Source organism: Frigoribacterium sp. CFBP9030, from assembly GCF_034045195.1.
In the GTDB taxonomy this organism is placed as follows: domain Bacteria; phylum Actinomycetota; class Actinomycetes; order Actinomycetales; family Microbacteriaceae; genus Frigoribacterium.
Map to the genome: position 1 here is coordinate 276,780 of NZ_JAXCWG010000003.1, position 19,721 is coordinate 296,500.

Here is a 19,721-nt window from a genome sequence, read left to right on the forward strand (position 1 = left end):
CCTGAGAGGACTTCTCGTCGGTCACGCGCCTCCCAGGTCTTTTCGGATACGCTGAGCCGTCTTAAAATCTGCTGCCGCGCCCGGCCATCCGGCCAGGCCCGCGCCGGCGTGGCCGTCCCGAGCGGTTCGTCGCGACCCGACCGGGATGGTGGCACGGAGGGAGAGAAACGTGCGTTTCATCGTCGCAGTGTTCGTCGTCGTCCTGGCGGCGCTCATGGTGGCCCTGGGCTTCGCTCAGCGGACCGTCTTCGCGCCACCTCCCAGCGTCTCGTCGACGGTCTCGACCTCCGACTCCGAGGCCCGCATCACCGTCGTGCCCTCCGAGGCGCTGCACGGTCACGACGGCCGCCAGACGGTGAGCATCTCGGGTGCCGACACGTCCTTCGCCGCCACGGGCCGCACCTCCGACGTCCTCGGCTGGGTCGGCGACTCGGCCTACAACGAGGTGTCGTTCGACGAGACGAGCGGCGAACTCGTCAGCACGGTGGTCGACGGCGACACCGCCGACGTCCCGAGCCCCGCCGACTCCGACCTCTGGAACGCCGAGTACGCCGGGGCCGACCCGACCTTCTCCCTCGACGCCCCCGACGACGTCTCCCTCGTCGTCGTGTCCGACGGCGCCGCGCCGGCACCCGACACGATCCGGGTGACCTGGCCGCTCTCGACGGCGACGCCCATGGCCGGTCCGCTGATCGCCGGTGGTCTCCTCGTGCTGCTGATCGGCGTGCTGCTCTACATCTGGGCGATCGCCCACCACCGCCGCAACCGCGGTCCGCGCCGGCGCTCCGGTCAAGGCAAGCCCCTCCGTCCGACCCGTCGGACGCGGCGCGAACCGTCGAGCATCGGCGACGGCGGTGCGGGCGACCGTCGAGCGATCCGTCGTTCCGTGGCGATCGTGCCGGTCGTGCTGGTGGGGGCCCTGGCGCTCTCCGGCTGCACCCCCGACTACTGGCCGAGCGCCGTCGGGGGCACCGGGTCGGGTCCGTCCGCGACGCCCACCCCGACGAGCACCGGGGCCGCGTCCGACGACGAGCAGGACGACCTGCAGCCCCCGGTCGTCAGCGTGGCGCAGGCCGAGCGCATCGTGCAGCGCATCTCCGCCGTGGCCTCGCAGGCCGACGGGACCCTCGACGCCGAGCTCGCCGCCACCCGCTTCACCGGGCCGGCCCTGGCCCAGCGCGAGGCCAACTACGCCCTGCGCGACAAAGACGCGGCCGCCGCCGAGCCCATCGCCATCCCCGAGGGCGACGTCACCCTGACCCTGCCCCAGCAGGCCGACACCTGGCCCCGCAGCGTCTTCGCCATCGTCCAGTCCGACGACACGGCCGTGGCGCCCATCGCGCTCACCCTCGTGCAAGAGGAGGCGCGGGCCAACTACCAGGTCGAGTACCTGACCAGCCTCGAGGCCGGGGCCACGCCTCCCACGGTCGCGCCCGCCAGCACCGGCGCCGCCCGGCTCTCGCCCGACGTCAAGCTCCTGACCCTGCAGCCGGACCAGCTCGCCACCGCCTACGGCGACATCCTCGCCAACGGCGACGAGAGCGAGTACGCGCCGCTCTTCGAGCCGGAGGGCGACACCCTGCGCGAGAAGATCGGCAAGCCCTACAAAGACGCCAAGCGTGAGGCCCTGCCCGAGACCGCGTCGATCGACTTCGCCTCGAACCCCGACGACGACCCGGCCGTCGCGTTCGCGACGAACGACGCCGGTGCCATCGTGTCCGTCGCCCTGAACGAGGTCGAGACCGTCAAGCCCACAGCCGAAGGGGCCGAGGTCAACCCGGCCGGTGCGGTCAAGACCCTCACCGGCATCGAGAAGACGACGAAGGGCATCGAGGCGACCTACGGCGTCGAGCTGCTCTTCTCGGTGCCCGCCGTGGGCAGCGACCAGAAGATCGTCCTCCTCGGATTCAGCCAGGCCCTCATCAGCGCTAAGGAGCTGCCATGACCAACGTCCCCCCTCTGCCCGCCGGTCTCCGCGGAGCCGTCGACCTGTCGTCGCTCGTCGAGCGGCCCTCCGCGGGCGGTGCCGGCCGACCGGCGCCCGCGACCGGGGGAGCACCCGGCGCCCCCGACGGCGGGGCCGCTGCCACCGTGGGCGTCCCGTCGCTCGTGATCGACGCGACCGACGAGACCTTCGCGCAGTTCCTCGAGCTGAGCAACACGGTGCCCGTCATCGTCGACCTCTGGGCCGAGTGGTGCGGGCCGTGCAAGCAGCTCTCGCCGGTGCTCGACAAGCTGGTGACCGAGTACGCCGGTCGTCTCGTGCTCGCCAAGGTCGACGTCGATGCGAACCCCCAGCTGACCCAGGCGTTCCAGGCGCAGTCCATCCCCGCGGTCGCCGCGGTGGTCGGCGGTCGACCCGTGCAGCTGTTCGTCGGGGCCCTCCCCGAGGCGCAGGTGCGCGACGCGTTCGAGCAGGTGCTCGAGCTCGCCGCTCAGAACGGCGTGACCGGCCGGGCGGTCGTCGACGGCGCCCCCGACGTGGAGGGCGAGGCGCCCGAGCCCGAGCCCGAGCCGCTGCCCCCGCACCACCAGGACGCCTACGACGCCATCGATCGCGGCGACTACGACGCGGCGATCGCGGCCTACAGGACGGCCATCGCGCAAGACCCCCGCGACCAGCTGGCCGTCGCCGGTCTCGCGCAGGTGTCGCTGATCGCCCGTCTGCAGGGGGTCACTCTGGCCGAGGTCCGCGAGGCGGCGGCGGCCGACCCGGCGGATCTCGACGCGCAGCTCGCCGTGGCCGACCTCGACGTGAGCGGCGGACATGTCGACGACGCGTTCGACCGGGTGCTCACCGTGTTCCCGACGCAGGACGCCGCGGGGCGTGATCGGGCCCGCGCGCGCCTCCTCGAGTACTTCGAGATCATCGGGGCCGACGACCCCCGGGTCGTCGCCGCACGCCGCCGCCTGACGATGCTGCTCTACTGAGCCGACCCCAGACGCCGACCCCAGACGCCGACCAGGGCGCCGGTGCCGTGAGAACGATGAAGGCCCCCGTCCGAGAACCGGACGGGGGCCTTCCGCTGTCGCGAGCGGTTCCGAGGAGGCGCGGGTCGTCACGACCCCGCCGCCTCGGGACTCAGGGGCGGCGCTTGAGCCAGAGCACCCCGAGCGGCGGCAGCAGGACGTCCGCCGAGGCGGGTCGCCCGGCCCAGGGACTGTCCGTCGCGACGACCGAGCCGTAGTTGCCGACCCCCGAGCCGCCGAACTCGACGGCGTCGGTGTTGAGCACCTCGTGCCAGGTGCCCGCCTCGGGGAACCCGAAGCGCATCTGCACGGGCTGACCCGACCAGTTGGCGAGCACGGCCACGCTCTCGCCGTCGCCGGACTTCCGCATGAAAGCGACGACGCTCTGCTGCGCCGCGCCTCCGTCGATCCACTCGAAGCCCTCGGTGTCGAAGTCGTGCGCCCAGAGCGCCTTCTCGGCGCGGTACACGCTGTTCAGCTTCGAGACGAGGTCGAAGATCTGCTGGTGCTCGTGGCGGTCGAGCACCGACCAGTCGAGACCGGCCTCCTGGCTCCACTCGGTGGGCTGGCCGTACTCGGAGCCCATGAAGAGCAGCTGCTTGCCGGGGTGGCCCCACATGTAGGCGAGGTAGGCGCGCAGGTTCGCGCGCTTCTGCCAGTCGTCGCCGGGCATCTTCTCGATGAGCGAGCCCTTGCCGTAGACGACCTCGTCGTGCGAGATCGGCAGCATGAAGTTCTCGCTCCAGGCGTAGTGGAACGAGAAGGTGATCTCGCCGTGGTGATACGAGCGGTGGATCGGGTCCTTCTCGACGTAGTCGAGGGTGTCGTGCATCCAGCCCATGTTCCACTTCAGACCGAAGCCGAGGCCGCCCTCGCTGGTCGGACGCGAGACGCCGGGCCAGCTGGTGCTCTCCTCCGCGATCATCACGATGCCGGGGTGGCGCTTGTAGGCGGTGGCGTTCGCCTCCTGCAGGAACGAGATCGCCTCGGTGGCCTCGCGGCCGCCGTGCTCGTTGGGCAGCCACTCGCCGTCGTTGCGGCTGTAGTCGAGGTACAGCATCGAGGCGACGGCGTCGACGCGCAGTCCGTCGATGTGGAACTCCTCGAGCCAGTACAGGGCGTTCGCGACCAGGAAGTTGCGCACCTGCGAGTCGCCGAAGTTGAAGACGAGGGTGCCCCAGTCGGGCTGCTCGCCGCGACGCGGGTCGGAGTGCTCGTAGACGGCGCGCCCGTCGAAGTTGCCCAGGGCCCATTCGTCTTTCGGGAAGTGCCCGGGCACCCAGTCCATGATCACGCCGATGCCCGCCTGGTGCAGGCGGTCGATCAGGTAGCGCAGGTCGTCGGGCGAGCCGTAGGTGCTCTGCGCCGCGTAGTAGCCGGTCACCTGGTAGCCCCACGAGCCGCCGAACGGGTGCTGCGCGAGCGGCATGAACTCGACGTGCGTGAAGCCGAGGGCCGTGACGTAGTCGACCAGCGGGTCGGCCAGCTCGCGGTAGCCGAGCCCCGGACGCCACGAGCCGACGTGCATCTCGTAGACGCTCATCGGGCCGGCGTGCTGGTCGCTCGCGGCGCGCTTCTCGAGCCACGCGTCGTCCGACCAGGTGTGCTCCGAGCGGGTGATGAGGGAGGCGGTGGCCGGGGGGACCTCCGACCGGCGCGCCATCGGGTCGGCGCGTTCGACCCAGACGCCGTCGGGCGTGAGGATCTCGTACTTGTACGCGCCCTCGGTCACGCCGGGCACGAAGATCTCCCACACGCCGTTGCCGTCGAGGCGACGCAGGGCGTGCAGCGCGCCGTACCAGCCGTTGAGCTCGCCGATCACACGGACGGCGTGCGCGTGCGGGGCCCAGACGGCGAACGAGGTGCCGGTGACACCGTCGTGCTCGCGGACGTGCGAGCCGAGCACGTTCCAGAGCTGCTCGTGGCGGCCCTCGCCGAACAGGTAGAGGTCGAGCTCGGAGACCGTGGGGGAGAAGCGGTACGGATCGTCGGCGACCCAGGGCGCGCCTCCTTCGTAGCTCGCCTCGATCTCGTAGCCGCCGAGCGGCGCGTCGGCGACGCCCTGCCAGAGTCCGTGGCCCACGTGCTCGAGGGTCACGACCTCCGAGGAGGCGCCGGTCACCGTGACCGTGGCGGCCAGCGGTCGGACTACGCGGACGACGGTCACCCCGTCGCGGGTGTGCTCGCCGAGCAGCGCGTGCGGGTGGCCGTGACGACCCTCCGCGGCGGCCGCGACCTCGGCGTCGTCGAGGTCGGGTGCGGTCGGCGCGGACGCGGGCTGGGCGGCGGGCGTCTGCTCGGCGGGCGTCTGCCCGACCGGCGTCTGCTCGGCGGGTGTCTGCTCGACGGTCAGGTCGACCGGGACGTCGGCGGGCGTCGGGTCCTCCGCGGGCGCGGGGGTGAAGGGGGAGGTCATCTCGGGTGCTCCTACGGTGCGCGGTTGAGGTCGACGGTCAAGACGTGCACGGGCTCGACGAAGGCGTCGAGGCGGACGTAGTTGTCGTCGCCCCACGTCCACGACTGGCCCGTGATCAGGTCTCGGACCGTGTACGTGCCGCCGGGGGTCAGGCCGAACTTCGTCACGTCGAGGTGCACGGTGGTCTCGCGGGCCGAGTGCGGGTCGACGTTGGCGACGACGATCACGGCGTCGGCGCGACCGCTTCGGGTGTGGGCCCGCGACAGGTACTTCGAGAAGACGAGCACGGCGTCGTCGTCGCTCGAGTGGACCTCGAGGTTGCGCAGCTGACGCAGCGCGGGGTGCGATGCGCGGATGCGGTTCAGCTGGGTGAGGTACGGCGCGATCGAGGCGCCGGCCGCCTCGGCGGCGGCCCAGTCACGCGGCTTGAACTCGTACTTCTCGTTGTCGATGTTCTCTTCGCTGCCGGGGCGCGCGACGTCCTCGATCAGCTCGTAGCCCGAGTAGACGCCCCAGGTCGGCGACGCCGTCGCGGCGATCGCCGCACGGATCTTGTACGCCGACGGGCCGCCGTACTGCAGGTACGGGGTGAGGATGTCGTGGGTGTTGACGAAGAGGTTGGGTCGGAGCCAACCGCTCGTCTCCTTCGACAGCTCGGTGAGGTACTCCTCGAGCTCCCACTTCTCGTTGCGCCAGGTGAAGTACGTGTACGACTGGTGGAATCCGACCTGGGCGAGCGCCTGCATCATGGCGGGCTTGGTGAACGCCTCCGACAGGAACACAACCTCGGGGTTCGTGCCGCGGATCTCGTGCAGCAGCCACTCCCAGAAGCGGACCGGCTTCGTGTGCGGGTTGTCGACGCGGAAGATGGTCACGCCGAGGTCGATCCAGTAGCGGACGATGCGGAGCACCTCGCGGCTGAGACCGTCGTAGTCGTTGTCGAAGTTCAGGGGGTAGATGTCCTGGTACTTCTTCGGCGGGTTCTCGGCGTACGCGATCGTGCCGTCGGGCAGGGTCGTGAACCACTCGGGGTGCTCGGCGACCCAGGGGTGGTCGGGCGAGCACTGCAGCGCGAGGTCGAGGGCCAGCTCGAGGCCGCTGTTCTTCGCAGCCTCGACGAACCAGCGGAAATCGGCGACCGTGCCGAGCTCGGGGTGGATGGCGTCGTGCCCGCCGTCGGGCGAGCCGATGGCGTAGGGCGATCCCGGGTCGTCGGGCCCGGCCGTCAGGGTGTTGTTCGGCCCCTTGCGGAACGTGGTGCCGATGGGGTGCACGGGCGGGATGTACACGACGTCGAAGCCCATGCGGCTGATCGCGGGCAGGCGGCGGGCCGCCGTGCGGAACGTGCCGCTCTTCCAGCTGCCGTCCTCCTGCTTCTTCGCACCCTCGCTGCGGGGGAAGAACTCGTACCAGCTGCCGAGCCCGGCCCGGCTCCGCTCGACGCGCAGGGTCTCGGTGCCGCTGCGGGTGCGGAGGCTGGCGAGCGGCTTGCTCGCGAAGACGGCGGCCAGGCGCGGGTCGGTGGCGACCCGGAGGCGCGCGCCGGCCGAGAGGGAGGGGTTGCCGAGGGCCGTGGCCGCGTCGCGGACGAGGACCGTCTCGGGGTAGTCGTCGATCGCCGCGGTCAGCAGCTCGCTGCCCAGCGCGAAGGTGACGTCGACGTCGATCTCGGCGGGGATCTTGATCTCGGCCGTGTGCAGCCAGGTGGCCCAGTCGTCGGTGTAGGCCTCGACCTGCCAGGTCCAGTCGCCTTCGATCTCCAGCTGGACCTCGGTCGTCCAGCGATCGGTGCCGGGGATGCCCGCGGTGAGCGGGTGCCTCGTCGTCGCACCGTTCGGATCGACCAGGAGGAGGTCGGCACCGATCAGATCGTGGCCTTCGCGGAACACGGTGGCGCCGAACGGCACCACCTCGCCCGAGAAGGCCTTCGTCGGGAACACCCGGTCAGGGGTGGTCGGGGTCAGTGCCGTGACGGGGATCCGTCCGACCTTGGGCTCGTATGCAGTCGACACGCCAGCGACGCTACCCGGTCTGAGGCGGGGTCGGCCCTGGTGATGGGCGGCGTCCCCCGAGATCACCTGAAGAGGACCTTTCGGGGTACAGAATCATGTCCGCACCGGTGGGGACAGACCGCCGCGTTCGTTTTGCCCCCCGTTCTGGGTCAGTGCATATGCATAAATCGCCGTGTCCGCACTTTGGGGGACCGCTAGTGTCGTACGAGTCAGCACGGCCTGCCCGCCCGGTCATCCCACCGAGAGCCCGGCGCCGCCGACACAGACTCCGGTCGTCACCGACCGGTTCCCCCTCTCACCCGCCCCGCTGGGCGCGTCCTCCCGACGGACGCCGCCCGCGGTGCTCGTCGCGCCCTCCCGAGGGCTGATCGGATCGTCATGAACAAGCTCGTCAAAGGCTCCATCGCCGCTGCCGCCGGTATCGCCCTCCTCCTCGGCGGCGCGGGCACCTTCGCGCTGTGGAACGCCAACACCGAGGTCGCCGCGGCGAGCGTCACCTCGGGCACGCTGGCGCTGACGCCGAGCGGGACGGGCACCTGGACGGACATCACGAACGGCCGGAACGCCGCGATCTCCGACGTGTCGCAGTTCAAGATCGTCCCCGGCAACAAGCTCCGCTTCACGCAGACCATGAAGATCGACGCGTCGGGCAACGACCTCGTCGCCGACCTCACCTACTCGGCCGCCTCCATCACCGGTTCGCTCAAGAACGTCGCCGTGACCACCATGGGCGTCTCGAGCGCCGCCGGCTCGTCGGCCCTGCCCGCCGGCGTCACCGCCGACACCGCGACCGCCGGCAGCTTCGTCGTCCGCCCCGTCGCGGCCGGGAGCACCACCGCCGTCGTCACCTTCGTCGTCGAGCTGCCGCAGGCCACCGACGGCGCCGCGAGCATGAACGGCACCCTCGACCTCAGCAAGCTGACCTTCACGCTCAAGCAGCGCGCCATCGCCTGATCCCATACGATCACGACCACCACCGAGACGGGAGCCGCGCGATGAGCCGACACGGGACGACGCAGCGTCGTCACCGCGCCGAGCCCGTCCGCGGCGCCCGCGGCCTCGGTGGTCTCGTGCGTCCGCTGTGGTCCGCGACCGGGATCGTCGTGATCGGACTGCTGGCGATCGTCGCGACCGCCGGCGGCACCTACGCCCTCTTCGGCACCTCGGCCACCACGTCGGCGTCGGTCGTGACCTCCGGCTCGGCCGGGGTCGCGGTGACCAGCGTGTCGGCCCTCGACGTCGCGAAGCTCGGCCCCGGGCGCTCGGTCTCGGGCACCTTCATCGCCAGGAACACCGGCACCGTCCCCCTCGCCCTGCGTCTCACGGGCACCGCGCCGACGTCGACCGACGCCGCGGTGGTCGGCGAGCTGCGTGCCACCGCCGCCGTGCTGCGGAGCGGCACCGCGTGCACGAACACGACGGCCGGCACCACGGCCCGTGCGGCGAGCCTCGACACGGGCTCGTCCTGGACGACGCTGCCCGCCGGTCAGTCCCTCACGGGGTGCCTCGTCCTCACCCTCGACTCCGACGCTCCCGCCACCGTCCAGTCGAAGAGCGCCCCCGTCGGCTTCGTGCTGGCCGGTACGCAGGTCGCTCCGTGACCGGCCGTCGTGCTCAGCGCCGCCGTCGGCCCGTCGCGGCCGGTCGGCGTCTCGCGCTCGCCGTCGTGGCCGGCGTCGTCATCGGCTCGACCCTCGCCGCCGGGGGCGCCGCCGTCGCCCTCTGGACGACGAGCGCGCCGGTCTCCACGAAAGCGGCGACGGGGGCCGTGGCGCTCAGCACGACCGACCCGACCTCGCTGCAGCGCGACTACACGGCGTCGGTGCCGGCGATCACGGGAACCTGGTCGTTCACGAACACCGGCTCCGTCGACGCCGACTACTCGACCACGGGGTCGCTCGCCTCCGGCAGCTCCGCCGACCTCGCCGCCTCCGTCTCCGTCGTCGCCTGGCCCGTGCCTCGCGGCTCGACCGCGGGCGCCTCGTGCACGGCGTCCGCCGCGGTCGGGTCGGGGTCGGTCTCGGGGACCTGGTCCGCGCCTCCTCGTCTGACGGGCTCGCTCGCCGCCGGCGCCTCGGCCGCCTGGTGCATCCGCTCGTCCACGTCGACGACCTCGCCCCTCGGTCGCGTCACCCCGGTGCTGCGGGCGACCCTCGCCACCGGTTCGTGGACCGCCTCCCCGCAGCAGCGGAGCTTCGTGCAGAACAACACGGTCGCGCCCCGCAAGACGGCGACCTGCTCGACCACCGACATCTACTACGCCCGCCTGCACTTCGATCCGTCCGATCGCCCTCTCGAGACGACGTACGGCTCGTTCGTCGGCTCGACCCGGGTCGGCACGGCGACCGAGACCGGGCACTACCCCGAGTTCGGCTTCACCCGCGAGACCCTCCCGAAGGACCCGTACGGCGATGGGCCGATCACCGTCGACATCCGCGTCGTCGTGAACGGTGCGCCGGGGGCGATCGCGGCCACCGGCGTGGTCGTGGGCGGTTACGACCCGAACGGCCTGAGGAACATCCAGTGCCCGTGATCGGGCGGCGCGCTCTCCGCAGGGCGACGGTCGGGGCGGCCCTGCTGGTGTCGCTCGCCGTCGCCGGCGCCGTCGCGCTGCCGTCTCTCGCCGCGGCACGCGCCGCCGGGGCGGCATCCGCCTCGAGCACGGCCTCCGCGCCGCGGCTGATGGTGAGCGACGACGGGCGGCTCTGGCAGGCCCGTCTCGACTCCGGGCTGTTCGCCGACGGCCTGCCGCTCGTGCCCGGCGGCTCGACCTCGGGCACCTTCTGGGTCAAGAACACGACCTCGGAGCCGGCCATGCTCGGCGCCCGCATCGTCGGGATCACCTCGTCGACGACCGAGTTCGCCCGGGACGTGTCCGTGACGGCGTGGGCCTCGGGGCTCGACGACGGCGATGCGCTCGGCGGCCAGACGTTCGGCGGCGAGGCGGAGCCGGACGGCGTCGCGCTCGACGGCTCGCCGTCCGTGCTGCCGCTGGTCGAGGAGGCGCCCGTCGCCGATGCCGCGCCCGTCGCGCAGGCCGTGCCGCTCGTCACCCTCGACTCCCCGTCGTGCTCGGTGGTCATGCCCTCGACCCTGCTGCCGGCCGGTGAGGAGGCGCCGATCACCGTGGCCCTGCGGCTCGCGGCGGACGCGTCCGAGGCATCGGCGGCGCAGTCCGTCGGAGTCACCGTGCTCGTCACGCTCACCGGTCAGGGCGGCGAAACGCTGGATCCGTGCGTCTCGACCGGCGGTTCGGAGACCGGATCGGGCGCCGGGCCGGCAGGCGACCGGGCGGACGACCAGGAGGCGCGCTCCGCTGCGACCGGCGGCTCGACGTCAGCCGGATCCGCATCGTCGGGCTCCGTGACGAGTGCCGCACGGCCGGCGACCGGGGCGGTCTCGATCGAGGCCGCCTCCGGCGGAGAGGGCGTCGACGGCGGTGCGACGGCGGACGACGGCTCGGATGCCCTCGCGGGAGCGATCCCGTTCGTCAGCGTCCCGCTGCCGGGGGAGTGGCTGCCGATCGCCGTGGGCGTGCTGGCCCTGCTCGGCGGCGGTTACGTCGCCCTCGGGCGTCGTCGCCGCGACCGCGGCGACGCGGACGACGCCGGCGACCGGGCCGACTCGGGCGAGCACCTCGTCGAGGCGCCGAGCCTGCTCGTCGGAGGGCCCCGCATGACCGACCGGAGGCGTCTGTGACCGCGCGCCGCGCCTCCTCGGCGGAACGGGGGCTGCTGCACAGCATCGGCGTCGGGCTCAGCGCGGGGCTGCTGCTGGTGGTCGTCGCGCTCGCGGTGCTGCTCGTCATCGTGCCCAAGGCGACCGGTTCGACGCCTCTGACCGTGCTGACCAGCTCGATGGAGCCGAGCCTCCCACCGGGGACGCTGCTCGTCGTCCGCCCGACGTCCACCGAGGATGTGCGGGTCGGCGATGTCATGACGTACCAGATCGAGTCCGGTCGGCCCGAGGTGATCAGCCACCGGGTGATCGAGATCGTGTCGGCGTCGGACGGCACCACGTCGTTCGTGACGAAGGGCGACAACAACTCCGCCGCCGACGAGAAGGCGGTGCTGCCCGTCCAGGTGCGCGGCACCCTCTGGTACAGCGTCCCGTGGCTCGGCTTCGTGAACCAGGCCGTCAACGGTCAGGCGCGGGCCTGGATCGTGCCCCTGCTGGCCGTCGCCCTCTTCGGCTACGCCGGGTACATGATCACCTCGGGTCTCGTGGCGCATCGCGCGGAGCGGCGGCGCGGGCGGGGTCGCGGGCGGCGGTCGGCCGGCCGGTCCGAGGACGCGTCCGAGGGTGCGTCCGAGGGGCGGTCCGCAGGGTCCTCCGAGGGTCGATCCGAGAGCTGATCCGACGGTCGATCGATGGTCGTCCGAGGGTCGAGTCGGGGTCGTGCCACCGGTCGTCCGAGCTGTCTCGGGGTGACCCCCCGGATTGGGGTGCGAGTGCGCGACCGGACGTGCTTGTCGGCCGTTTGGGGGACCGCTACAGTCGGGGACGACGACGCGGCCTGCCCGCCCGGGGCGACATCCGCCCCGAGAGCCCGGCGCCCGTCGATCGGCGGTGTCGCACTGCTGACACCCCGCCGGATGCATCGACGGCCCGGACCCGAGGCCGTCGCGTGCGACGACGAACACGACGAGCGACGGCGCGCGCCCGGACCCGGCCCGAACCGGTCCGGTCGCCGCCGGTGCCCGTGCGTGCGGTGCTCCCGACCCGGCTCAGGCGATCGCTGCGAAGGCTGCCGCGACGGCCGCCACGGCGACGAGGTTCAGGGCGACGGTCGCGGCGAACACGCGCCGGAACGCGGGCTTGCCCGTCTTGTGCCGCAGCAGCTGCTGTGCGACGACGGCGGCCGGCCAGCCGCCGAGCAGACCGCAGAGCAGCAGGCTCCGCTCGGGGATCCGTCGGAGCCCCAGTCGGGCGGCCCGTTTGTCGACGGCGTAGGCGACGGCGGTCGCGAGGTTCAGCAGTGCGACGGCCCCGACGACGGCGAGCCGACCCGCCAGCACGGGCGGATCGAGCGACCACACGCCGGCTGTCCCGGCCTGCGACCCGGTGGACCACACGCTGGCGATCGGCGACAGGGCGACGACGGTCAGGGCGAGCGCGACGACGACGGCCCCGGCGACGGCGAGACGACCCCGCGAGGAGGGGCGCGCGGGTCGGGCGCGCGGCGCCGACCAGGTCGTGCCCGAGGGAGCCACTCTCACCGCCTCGGGCCCGCGGTCGCCGTGGCTGTCGACCGTGTACGCGTACCGCTCGCCGACGCGCGGTCGCGCCGATCCGCCGCTGAAGGCCGTGATGTGGACGAAGACCCGGCCGCGGCCCGCGTCCGGGGTGAGGAACCCGAAGCCGCGGTCGTCGTTCCAGCTCGTCAGCGTGCCCTCGATGCGACGTTCCGACACGGCCGTCGCCCTAGCCGACGCGGTACACGACGACCGTCGGGCCCGAGATCGACAGCGTCTCGCCCGGTCGGCCGGCGTCGGGCAGTCGACGGTCGTCGCTCGACCAGAGGGGCTCGTAGCCCTCGACGCCGTCGACGGTCGGCAGGGTCACCTCGATGATCGTCTCGGCGCCGTGGACGACGACGAGCACGCTGTTCGGTGCCTCGTGCTCGGGGGTCGAGGTGGCGAGGTACTGGAGCGTGCGCACCGCCGCGTCGTTCCACTCGCCGGGCTGCATCTCGGCGCCCGAGGCCGAATGCCACGACATCTGGGTGGCGCTCAGGGTGCAGGCTCCGTCGACGCCGAACCGGACGGGCCGCAGCGCGGGGTTCTCGGCCCGCAGCCGGGCGAGCGCGGCGACGTCGTCGCGGAGCGCCACCTGCCACGGTTCGTCCGACCAGTCGACCCAGGTCAGCTCGCTGTCGATGCAGTAGCCGTTGTTGTTGCCGTGCTGGGTGCGTCCGCGCTCGTCGCCCGCCGTCAGCATCGGGATGCCCGCCGAGACGAAGAGCGTCGCGAGCAGGTTCCGCATCGAACGCCGGCGGGCGTCCGAGATCCAGGGGTTGTCGCTGTGGCCCTCGATGCCGTGGTTGAACGACCTGTTGTCGTCGGTGCCGTCGCGGTTGCCCTCTCCGTTGGTCAGGTTGTGCTTCGCGTCGTACGACACGAGGTCGAGCAGCGTGAACCCGTCGTGCGCCGTGACGAAGCCGACCCCGGCGAGCGGTCCCCGCTCGTGGGCGAAGATGTTGCTCGAGCCGCTGAGCTTCGAGGCGAAGCTGCCGAGACCCGAGGGCGGCAGGCCGTTCGCCCGCGCGGCCGCGACGTCGGTCAGCCAGAACTCGCGGGTGCGGTTGCGGAACCGGTCGTTCCACTCGATCCAGCCGTGGGGGAACGCGCCGGTCTGCCAGCCGCCCATGCCGACGTCCCACGGCTCGGCGATCATCTTCACGCCCTCGAGCGCCGGGTCGGAGACGATCGCCGTGAGGAGGGGATGCTCGGGATCGAAGACGTGGTCGGCGCCGCGGCCGAGGGTCGCCGCCAGGTCGAACCGGAAGCCGTCGATCTGCACCTCGTTCGCCCAGTAGCGCAGCGAGTCGAGCACCAGACGCGACGCGGCCGGGGTGCTCGTGTCGATCGAGTTGCCGCAGCCGGTGACGTCGACGGGTCGGCCGTCGGCGTCGTGCCGGTAGTAACCGGACCCGTCGAGCCCGCGGAGGCTCGTGATCGGGCCGTCGTCCGCCCCCTCCTCGGCCGTGTGGTTGTAGACGACGTCGAGGTAGACCTCGATGCCCGCCTCGTGCAGCAGTCGCACCATGCCCTTGAACTCGCGGAGGACGGCGGAGGCGCCGGCCAGCTGGGCGTCGCGGCTCGCGTACGCCGTGTGGGGAGCGAAGTACGAGAGCGTGTTGTAGCCCCAGTAGTTCTCGATTCCCTGGGCGACGAGACGCTGCTCGTCGACGTGCTGGTGCACCGGGAGCAGCTGCACCGCCGTGACGCCGAGCGACTTCAGGTACTCGATCGTCGGCTCGGCCGCGAGCCCCGCGTAGCTGCCGCGCAGCTCTTCGGGGACGAACGGCGCCAGGCGGGTCAGCCCCCGCACGTGCGCCTCGTAGACGACCACTCGGTCGAGCGGCGTGCGCGGCTTGGCGACGCCGCCCCAGTCGAACGACTCGTCGACGACGGCCGACTGCCAGCCGCCGCGCCCCGTGCGGCCGAGCCCGCGGGCGTACGGGTCGAGCAGCTCGAGCGACGGGTCGAAGGCGTGGCCGCCGCCCGAGGGGCCGTCGGCGTGGAGCCAGTATCGGCGGCCGGGCGTGAGAGAGGGGTCGGTCGCGCTCCACACGTCACCGTCGCCTCGGGTCAGCGGCACGACGCGGTCGTGCGGCGCGTCGTCGATCACGAGGTCGATGCGGGTGGCCGAAGCGGACCACACCCGGAGGGTCGGCCCCTCGGGGCCCTGGGTCAGGCCGAGGTCGCGCAGGGGGTCGATGTCGGACACGGCACTTACAGTAGATGACGGGTCGGCACCGGCTCGACCCGCGCCTCCTGCCTGCGCCCTCCCGCGCCGGCCCTCGCCCGCCCTCGATGCTCGAAGAACCGACATGACCGTCTACCTCGACCACGCCGCCACCACGCCGATGCACCCGGCCGCCATCGCGGCGTACACCGAGGCCCTCGGCGCGGTCGGCAACCCCTCGTCGATCCACAGCGCTGGGCAGAACGCCAAGCGCGTGCTCGAAGAGGCCCGCGAGCGCGTCGCGGCGACCCTCGGCTGCGAACCCATCGAGGTCGTCTTCACCTCGGGCGGCACCGAGTCGGTCAACCTCGCCGTCAAGGGCCTCTGGTGGGCGCGGCAGTCCGATCGACCCCGCCCGCGCCTCCTCGTCGCCGCCGGCGAGCACCATGCCACGGTCGACACCGTCGAATGGCTCGAGCGCTACGAGGGTGCCGTCGTCACGTGGATCCCGCTCGACGCCGTCGGCCGGGTGCGCCTCGACGCGCTCGCCGAGGCGCTCGACGCCCACGACGACGTGGCGCTCGTCAGCCTGCTCTGGGCCAACAACGAGGTCGGCACGATGCAGCCGGTGTCCGAGGTGGTGGCGCTCGCCGGGGCGCACGGGGTGCCGGTGCACTCCGACGCGGTGGCCGCGTACGGGCAGGTGCCGATCGACTTCGGCGCGTCGGGGCTCGCCGCACTCAGCGTCAGCGCCCACAAGATCGGCGGCCCGATCGGCATCGGCGCGCTCGTGCTGTCACGGGCGGCGACGGTCGTCCCGTTGATCCACGGCGGCGGGCAGCAGCGGCAGGTGCGTTCGGGCACCCAGGACGCCCCGGCGGCCGTGGCCTTCGCCGTCGCGGCCGAACAGCCGCATGTCGACTACGCGCCGCTGCGCGACCGGCTGATCGACGGGGTGCGCGCGGCGGTGCCGGGGGCGGTGCTGCGCGGCGATCCCGCCGACCGTCTGCCCGGCAACGCGCACTTCACGTTCGAGGGGTGCGAGGGCGACTCGCTGCTGTTCCTGCTCGACGCCGCAGGGGTGAGCGTGTCGACCGGGTCGGCGTGCCAGGCGGGGATCCCCGAGCCGTCGCACGTGCTGCTGGCGATGGGGTTGAGCGACGACGAGGCGCGCGGCGCCCTGCGCATGACCGTGGGGCACACGTCGACCGCGGCCGACGTCGACGCTCTGCTCGCGGCGCTGCCGGACGCGGTCGCGCGGGCCGGACGCGCCGGCTACGCCGACCGCGCGCCCGCCCTCGGCGCGCGGTAGCGCTGCGCTGCGCTGCGCTGCGCTGCGCTCCGCGCTTGCTCCATCGAAATGACGCGAAGCGGGCCTCTCACGGCTCGAAGGGCGCGTTTCGCGTCACTTCGACGTGGTGTGCGGGGTGCGCGTTCTGGCGTCGCCGCGCCCCGTTCATCGAAGTGACGCGAAGCGGGCCTTCTGCGGCTCGAAAGGCGCGTTTCGAGTCACATGGACGTAGCGCGCGGGGTACGCGCAGTGCTGCATCGCCGCGCCCCGTTCATCGAGGTGACGCGAAGGGGGCCTTCTGCGAAGCGGAGGGCGCGTTTCGAGTCACATGGATGTAGCGCGAGGGGTGCACGCAGTGCCGCATCGCCGCGGGTTCCGTCGAGGTGCCGCGAAGCGGGCCTTCTGCGGTACGGAGGGCGCGTTTCGGGTCACCTCGACGTGGTGTGCGGGGTGCGCGGTGCCACATCGCCGCGCCCCGTTCATCGAGGTGACGCGAAGCGGGCCTTCTGCAGCTCGGAGGGCGCGTTTCGGGTCACCTCGACGTGGGGCGGGGGCCCGCACCCGTCCTCCACAGGGGGCGCGATGCTCGGGCCATCCACAGCACCGGGCCCCACCCCCCGAGACGCCGCGGGGCGGGAGCGAGCATGGCCCCATGCACCCACGTCCTCTGCCTCCGCCGCTGGCCCGGGGCCCGTTCTCGACGGCGACGGCGCGGTCGCACGGCGTCGCGCCCCACCGCCTCCGGGCCCACGACCTCCGCTCGCCCTTCCACGGTGTCCGGTCGCCGTCTCCGGCCGACGGGCTGATCGGCCGGTGTCGCGAGTTCGCACCCCTGCTGCGCCTCGACGAGTACTTCGCCCACGAGACGGCGCTCGCGCTCGCCGGGCTGCCGACTCCCCGCCGTTCCGAGCCCGGGCCCCTGCACGTCGGCACGATTCGATCCCGTCAGCGTCGTCGGGCCGGTGTCATCGGCCACCGCCTCGTCCCCGCCACGCTCCACGACATCGGCGGTCTCCCGGTGGCCGACCCGGTCGACGCGCTCGTGCAGGCGTCGAACGACATGGGCCTCGACGACCTGGTCCGTCTCGGTGACGCGATGTCCGGGTCGTGGTCGAGCCACGCGTTCGCGCGTGAGCTCCCCGTCACGACTCTGCAGGCGGCGGCGTCGGTGCGGGGTCGCCCTGGCATCCGGCGGCTCAGGGAGGCGCTCGAGCTCGTGCGGCCGGGGGTCGACTCGCCGCAGGAGACGGACCTCCGTCTGCTGATCGTGCGGGCGGGACTGCCCGAGCCCGAGGTCAACGTCAAGCGGTACGCGGCGGACGGGTCGTATCTCGGCAAGCCCGATCTCAGCTACGGGTGGTGCCGGCTAGCCCTCGAGTATCAGGGCGATCACCATCGCACCGATCTGGAGACATGGCGCTACGGCCTGGCCCGCCGCGAGCGCTTCGAGGACGAGGGCTGGCGCGTCGTGCTGGTCAGTCGTGACGACCTGTACGGCGCAGCCGCGGCCGTCCTCACGGCCCGGATCCGTCGATACCTCGCTCGCTGCGAATCGAGGTGACCCGTCGGAACCCCTGCGGGGCGTCGGATGGCCCGGTTGGGTCACTTCGATGGTGGTGTGGTGCCGGGGAGGTGCGGGGCAGTGCGAAGGCGGGGAGGTGCGGTGCGGGGAGGCGCGGTGCGGTGCGGTGCCGGGCGGTGCGGTGCGAGGCGAGTTGCGGCTACCTCGCTCGCCGCGAATCGAGGTGACTCGTCGGGACCCCTGCGGAGCGTCGGATGGCCCGGTCGGGTCACTTCGGTGCTCGGGTGGCTCGCCGCAGGCGCGCGGCGCGCGGAGCGCGAGAGCGCGCGCACGCGCAGGGCGGGCAGACTGGGGCGATGCAGCTCTATTCGGCGTCGACGGCGGTCCGTGCGCGTCAGATCACCTCCGACGTCGTGGCGCTCGCGCTCCTGGTCGCGGCGGTCGTGGCCGGTCTCACGGCGGCGGCGTTCGTCCGCACGTTCGCCGAGCTGGGGCGTCGGGTCGAAGACGCGGGGCTGGGGTTCCAGCAGTCGATGGGCGACGCGGCCGAGTCGATCTCGGGTCTGCCGCTCGTGGGCGAGGCCGCGGGGCGCCCGTTCATCGGTGCGAGCGACGCGGCGTCTACGCTGGTGGCTGCGGGTCGGGACCAGCAGGAGGCGGTGGGCACCGCCTCCCTCGTGGTCGGCCTCCTGGTCGCGGGTCTGCCCGTCGTGGTGATCCTGCTGACGTGGCTGAGGCGACGGATCGCGTTCGTGCGCCGCGCCTCCTCGGTGTCGGCCCTGCTGCGCAGCCCCGGGGGCGACGACCTGCTCGCCCTGCGGGCGCTGTCGACGCTCGACGCGCGCGAACTCGCGGCCATGACCCCGGACCCGGTCGCCGCCTGGCGGGCCGGCGACGCCGACACGGTGAGGCGACTGGCCGACCTGGCCCTGCGAGACGCGGGTGTCGGCCGCGCCCGGTAAGCTCGGTCACCATGATCGCACTGGATTTCTCTGAGCAGATTGCCGCCCTCCGGGCCACGTTCGAAGACATCCGCGCGGTGATCGGGCAAGACCGTCTGGTGGCCGAGATCGCCGAGCTCAGCGAGAAGGCGTCCGCCCCCGACCTGTGGGACGACACGGAGAACGCGCAGAAGGTCACGAGCGCGCTCAGCCACCGCCAGGCCGAGCTGGAGAAGCTCGAGACGACCGAGCAGCGCCTCGACGACCTCGGGGTGCTGGTCGAGATGGCCAACGACGGCGACGATCAAGAGAGCGCCGACGAAGCGCAGGTCGAGCTCAAGGCCCTGCAGAAGATGATGGACACCCTCGAGGTGCAGACCCTGCTCGACGGCGAGTACGACCCGCGGCCCGCCGTCATCACGATCCGCGCCGGCGCCGGCGGGGTCGACGCCGCCGACTTCGCCGAGATGCTGCTGCGCATGTACCTCCGCTACGCCGAGAAGCACGGCATGTCGGCGACCGTGATGGACACCAGCTACGCCGAAGAGGCCGGCATCAAGAGCGCCACCTTCGAGATCGACGCGCCCTACGCCTTCGGCACCCTCAGCGTCGAGGCGGGCACGCACCGGCTCGTCCGCATGAGCCCGTTCGGGGCCGCGGGCAAGCGTCAGACGAGCTTCGCCGCGGTCGAGGTCATCCCTCTGATGGAGGAGACCGAGTCGATCGAGATCCCCGAGAACGACATCCGCGTCGATGTCTTCCGGTCGTCCGGGCCCGGTGGTCAGTCCGTCAACACGACCGACTCGGCCGTCCGCCTGACGCACATCCCCACGGGCACGGTCGTCTCGATGCAGAACGAGAAGAGCCAGATCCAGAACCGGGCCGCCGCCATGCGCGTGCTGCAGTCCCGTCTTCTGCTCCTGCAGAAGGAGGCGGAGAACGCGAAGAAGAAAGAGCTCGCCGGCAACATCACCGCCAGCTGGGGCGACCAGATCCGCAGCTACGTGCTCGCGCCGTACCAGATGGTCAAAGACCTGCGCAGCGAGCACGAGGTCAACAACCCGTCGAACGTCTTCGACGGCGACCTCGACGGCTTCATCTCGGCGGGCATCCGCTGGCGCAAGCGCGACGGCTCCTGACGCACACTCCTGAGCCGCCG

15 protein-coding genes are annotated in these 19,721 nt (G+C 72.4%); 11 read left to right on the plus strand and 4 right to left on the minus strand.

Annotated elements, in window-relative coordinates; genetic code table 11:
• Positions 1 to 169: 169 nt before the first annotated feature.
• Positions 170 to 1,945, plus strand: a complete 1,776-nt coding sequence (locus tag SOM13_RS05370; protein ID WP_320479059.1) for a hypothetical protein — start codon at positions 170 to 172, stop codon at positions 1,943 to 1,945.
• On the plus strand, positions 1,942 to 2,931 hold the full coding sequence (locus tag SOM13_RS05375) for a tetratricopeptide repeat protein (RefSeq protein WP_320479060.1): 990 nt from the start codon (positions 1,942 to 1,944) through the stop codon (positions 2,929 to 2,931). Before SOM13_RS05370 ends, SOM13_RS05375 begins: the two co-directional genes overlap by 4 nt.
• A gap of 151 nt (positions 2,932 to 3,082) precedes the next feature.
• Here the strand turns inward: SOM13_RS05375 and glgB are convergent, their stop codons facing one another.
• Both glgB and SOM13_RS05385 read right to left on the minus strand, forming a co-directional pair.
• On the minus strand, positions 3,083 to 5,386 hold the full coding sequence (gene glgB, locus SOM13_RS05380; RefSeq protein WP_320479061.1) for a 1,4-alpha-glucan branching protein GlgB: 2,304 nt from the start codon (positions 5,384 to 5,386) through the stop codon (positions 3,083 to 3,085).
• A gap of 11 nt (positions 5,387 to 5,397) precedes the next feature.
• The gene (locus SOM13_RS05385; protein ID WP_320479062.1) at positions 5,398 to 7,398 is read right to left on the minus strand and encodes an alpha-1,4-glucan--maltose-1-phosphate maltosyltransferase; all 2,001 of its coding nucleotides are present in this window, start codon (positions 7,396 to 7,398) and stop codon (positions 5,398 to 5,400) included.
• Positions 7,399 to 7,776: 378 nt separating this feature from the next.
• Here SOM13_RS05385 and SOM13_RS05390 point away from each other — a divergent pair, with 378 nt between their 5' ends.
• The 5 genes from SOM13_RS05390 to SOM13_RS05410 are packed head-to-tail and all read left to right on the plus strand — an operon-like array spanning position 7,777 to position 11,753.
• Complete coding sequence (locus tag SOM13_RS05390) at positions 7,777 to 8,352, plus strand: alternate-type signal peptide domain-containing protein (protein WP_192058280.1); 576 nt, start codon at positions 7,777 to 7,779, stop codon at positions 8,350 to 8,352.
• 41 nt (positions 8,353 to 8,393) lie between these two features.
• Positions 8,394 to 8,999 (plus strand): TasA family protein, encoded by a 606-nt coding sequence (locus SOM13_RS05395; protein ID WP_192058278.1) that lies wholly within the window; start codon positions 8,394 to 8,396, stop codon positions 8,997 to 8,999.
• On the plus strand, positions 8,996 to 9,931 hold the full coding sequence (locus SOM13_RS05400) for a hypothetical protein (RefSeq protein ID WP_192058276.1): 936 nt from the start codon (positions 8,996 to 8,998) through the stop codon (positions 9,929 to 9,931). The genes SOM13_RS05395 and SOM13_RS05400 overlap by 4 nt, the downstream gene beginning before the upstream one ends.
• The gene (locus SOM13_RS05405) at positions 9,922 to 11,097 is read left to right on the plus strand and encodes a hypothetical protein (protein WP_320479063.1); all 1,176 of its coding nucleotides are present in this window, start codon (positions 9,922 to 9,924) and stop codon (positions 11,095 to 11,097) included. Before SOM13_RS05400 ends, SOM13_RS05405 begins: the two co-directional genes overlap by 10 nt.
• Positions 11,094 to 11,753, plus strand: coding sequence for a signal peptidase I (locus tag SOM13_RS05410; RefSeq protein WP_320479064.1), 660 nt, complete (start codon positions 11,094 to 11,096; stop codon positions 11,751 to 11,753). The genes SOM13_RS05405 and SOM13_RS05410 overlap by 4 nt, the downstream gene beginning before the upstream one ends.
• A 372-nt stretch (positions 11,754 to 12,125) precedes the next feature.
• Here the strand turns inward: SOM13_RS05410 and SOM13_RS05415 are convergent, their stop codons facing one another.
• Entirely contained in the window at positions 12,126 to 12,812 is a 687-nt protein-coding gene (locus tag SOM13_RS05415; RefSeq protein ID WP_243216414.1) for a DUF1294 domain-containing protein, read from the minus strand.
• Between the two features lie 10 nt (positions 12,813 to 12,822).
• Entirely contained in the window at positions 12,823 to 14,850 is a 2,028-nt protein-coding gene (gene glgX / locus SOM13_RS05420; protein WP_320479065.1) for a glycogen debranching protein GlgX, read from the minus strand.
• A gap of 103 nt (positions 14,851 to 14,953) precedes the next feature.
• Between glgX and SOM13_RS05425 the strand changes: the two genes are divergently transcribed.
• From SOM13_RS05425 to prfB, 4 genes are all read left to right on the plus strand, one after another.
• Positions 14,954 to 16,120 carry a cysteine desulfurase family protein gene (locus SOM13_RS05425; protein ID WP_192058268.1) on the plus strand — a complete coding sequence of 389 codons (1,167 nt, stop codon included), beginning with the start codon at positions 14,954 to 14,956 and terminating at the stop codon, positions 16,118 to 16,120.
• 631 nt (positions 16,121 to 16,751) lie between these two features.
• Complete coding sequence (locus tag SOM13_RS05430; protein WP_320479066.1) at positions 16,752 to 17,660, plus strand: hypothetical protein; 909 nt, start codon at positions 16,752 to 16,754, stop codon at positions 17,658 to 17,660.
• 317 nt (positions 17,661 to 17,977) lie between these two features.
• Positions 17,978 to 18,583 (plus strand): hypothetical protein, encoded by a 606-nt coding sequence (locus tag SOM13_RS05435; protein ID WP_320478171.1) that lies wholly within the window; start codon positions 17,978 to 17,980, stop codon positions 18,581 to 18,583.
• Positions 18,584 to 18,594: 11 nt separating this feature from the next.
• Positions 18,595 to 19,701 (plus strand): peptide chain release factor 2, encoded by a 1,107-nt coding sequence (prfB, locus tag SOM13_RS05440; RefSeq protein ID WP_320479067.1) that lies wholly within the window; start codon positions 18,595 to 18,597, stop codon positions 19,699 to 19,701.
• The last annotated feature ends 20 nt before the right edge of the window (positions 19,702 to 19,721 follow it).

Coding starts and splice junctions, on each gene's coding strand:
- SOM13_RS05425 (WP_192058268.1), top strand. CDS start 14,954: ATGACCGTCTACCTCGACCACGCCGCCACCACGCCGATGCACCCGGCC.
- prfB (WP_320479067.1), top strand. CDS start 18,595: ATGATCGCACTGGATTTCTCTGAGCAGATTGCCGCCCTCCGGGCCACG.
- glgB (WP_320479061.1), bottom strand. CDS start 5,386: ATGACCTCCCCCTTCACCCCCGCGCCCGCGGAGGACCCGACGCCCGCC.
- SOM13_RS05395 (WP_192058278.1), top strand. CDS start 8,394: ATGAGCCGACACGGGACGACGCAGCGTCGTCACCGCGCCGAGCCCGTC.
- SOM13_RS05375 (WP_320479060.1), top strand. CDS start 1,942: ATGACCAACGTCCCCCCTCTGCCCGCCGGTCTCCGCGGAGCCGTCGAC.
- SOM13_RS05430 (WP_320479066.1), top strand. CDS start 16,752: ATGCACCCACGTCCTCTGCCTCCGCCGCTGGCCCGGGGCCCGTTCTCG.
- SOM13_RS05435 (WP_320478171.1), top strand. CDS start 17,978: ATGCAGCTCTATTCGGCGTCGACGGCGGTCCGTGCGCGTCAGATCACC.
- SOM13_RS05390 (WP_192058280.1), top strand. CDS start 7,777: ATGAACAAGCTCGTCAAAGGCTCCATCGCCGCTGCCGCCGGTATCGCC.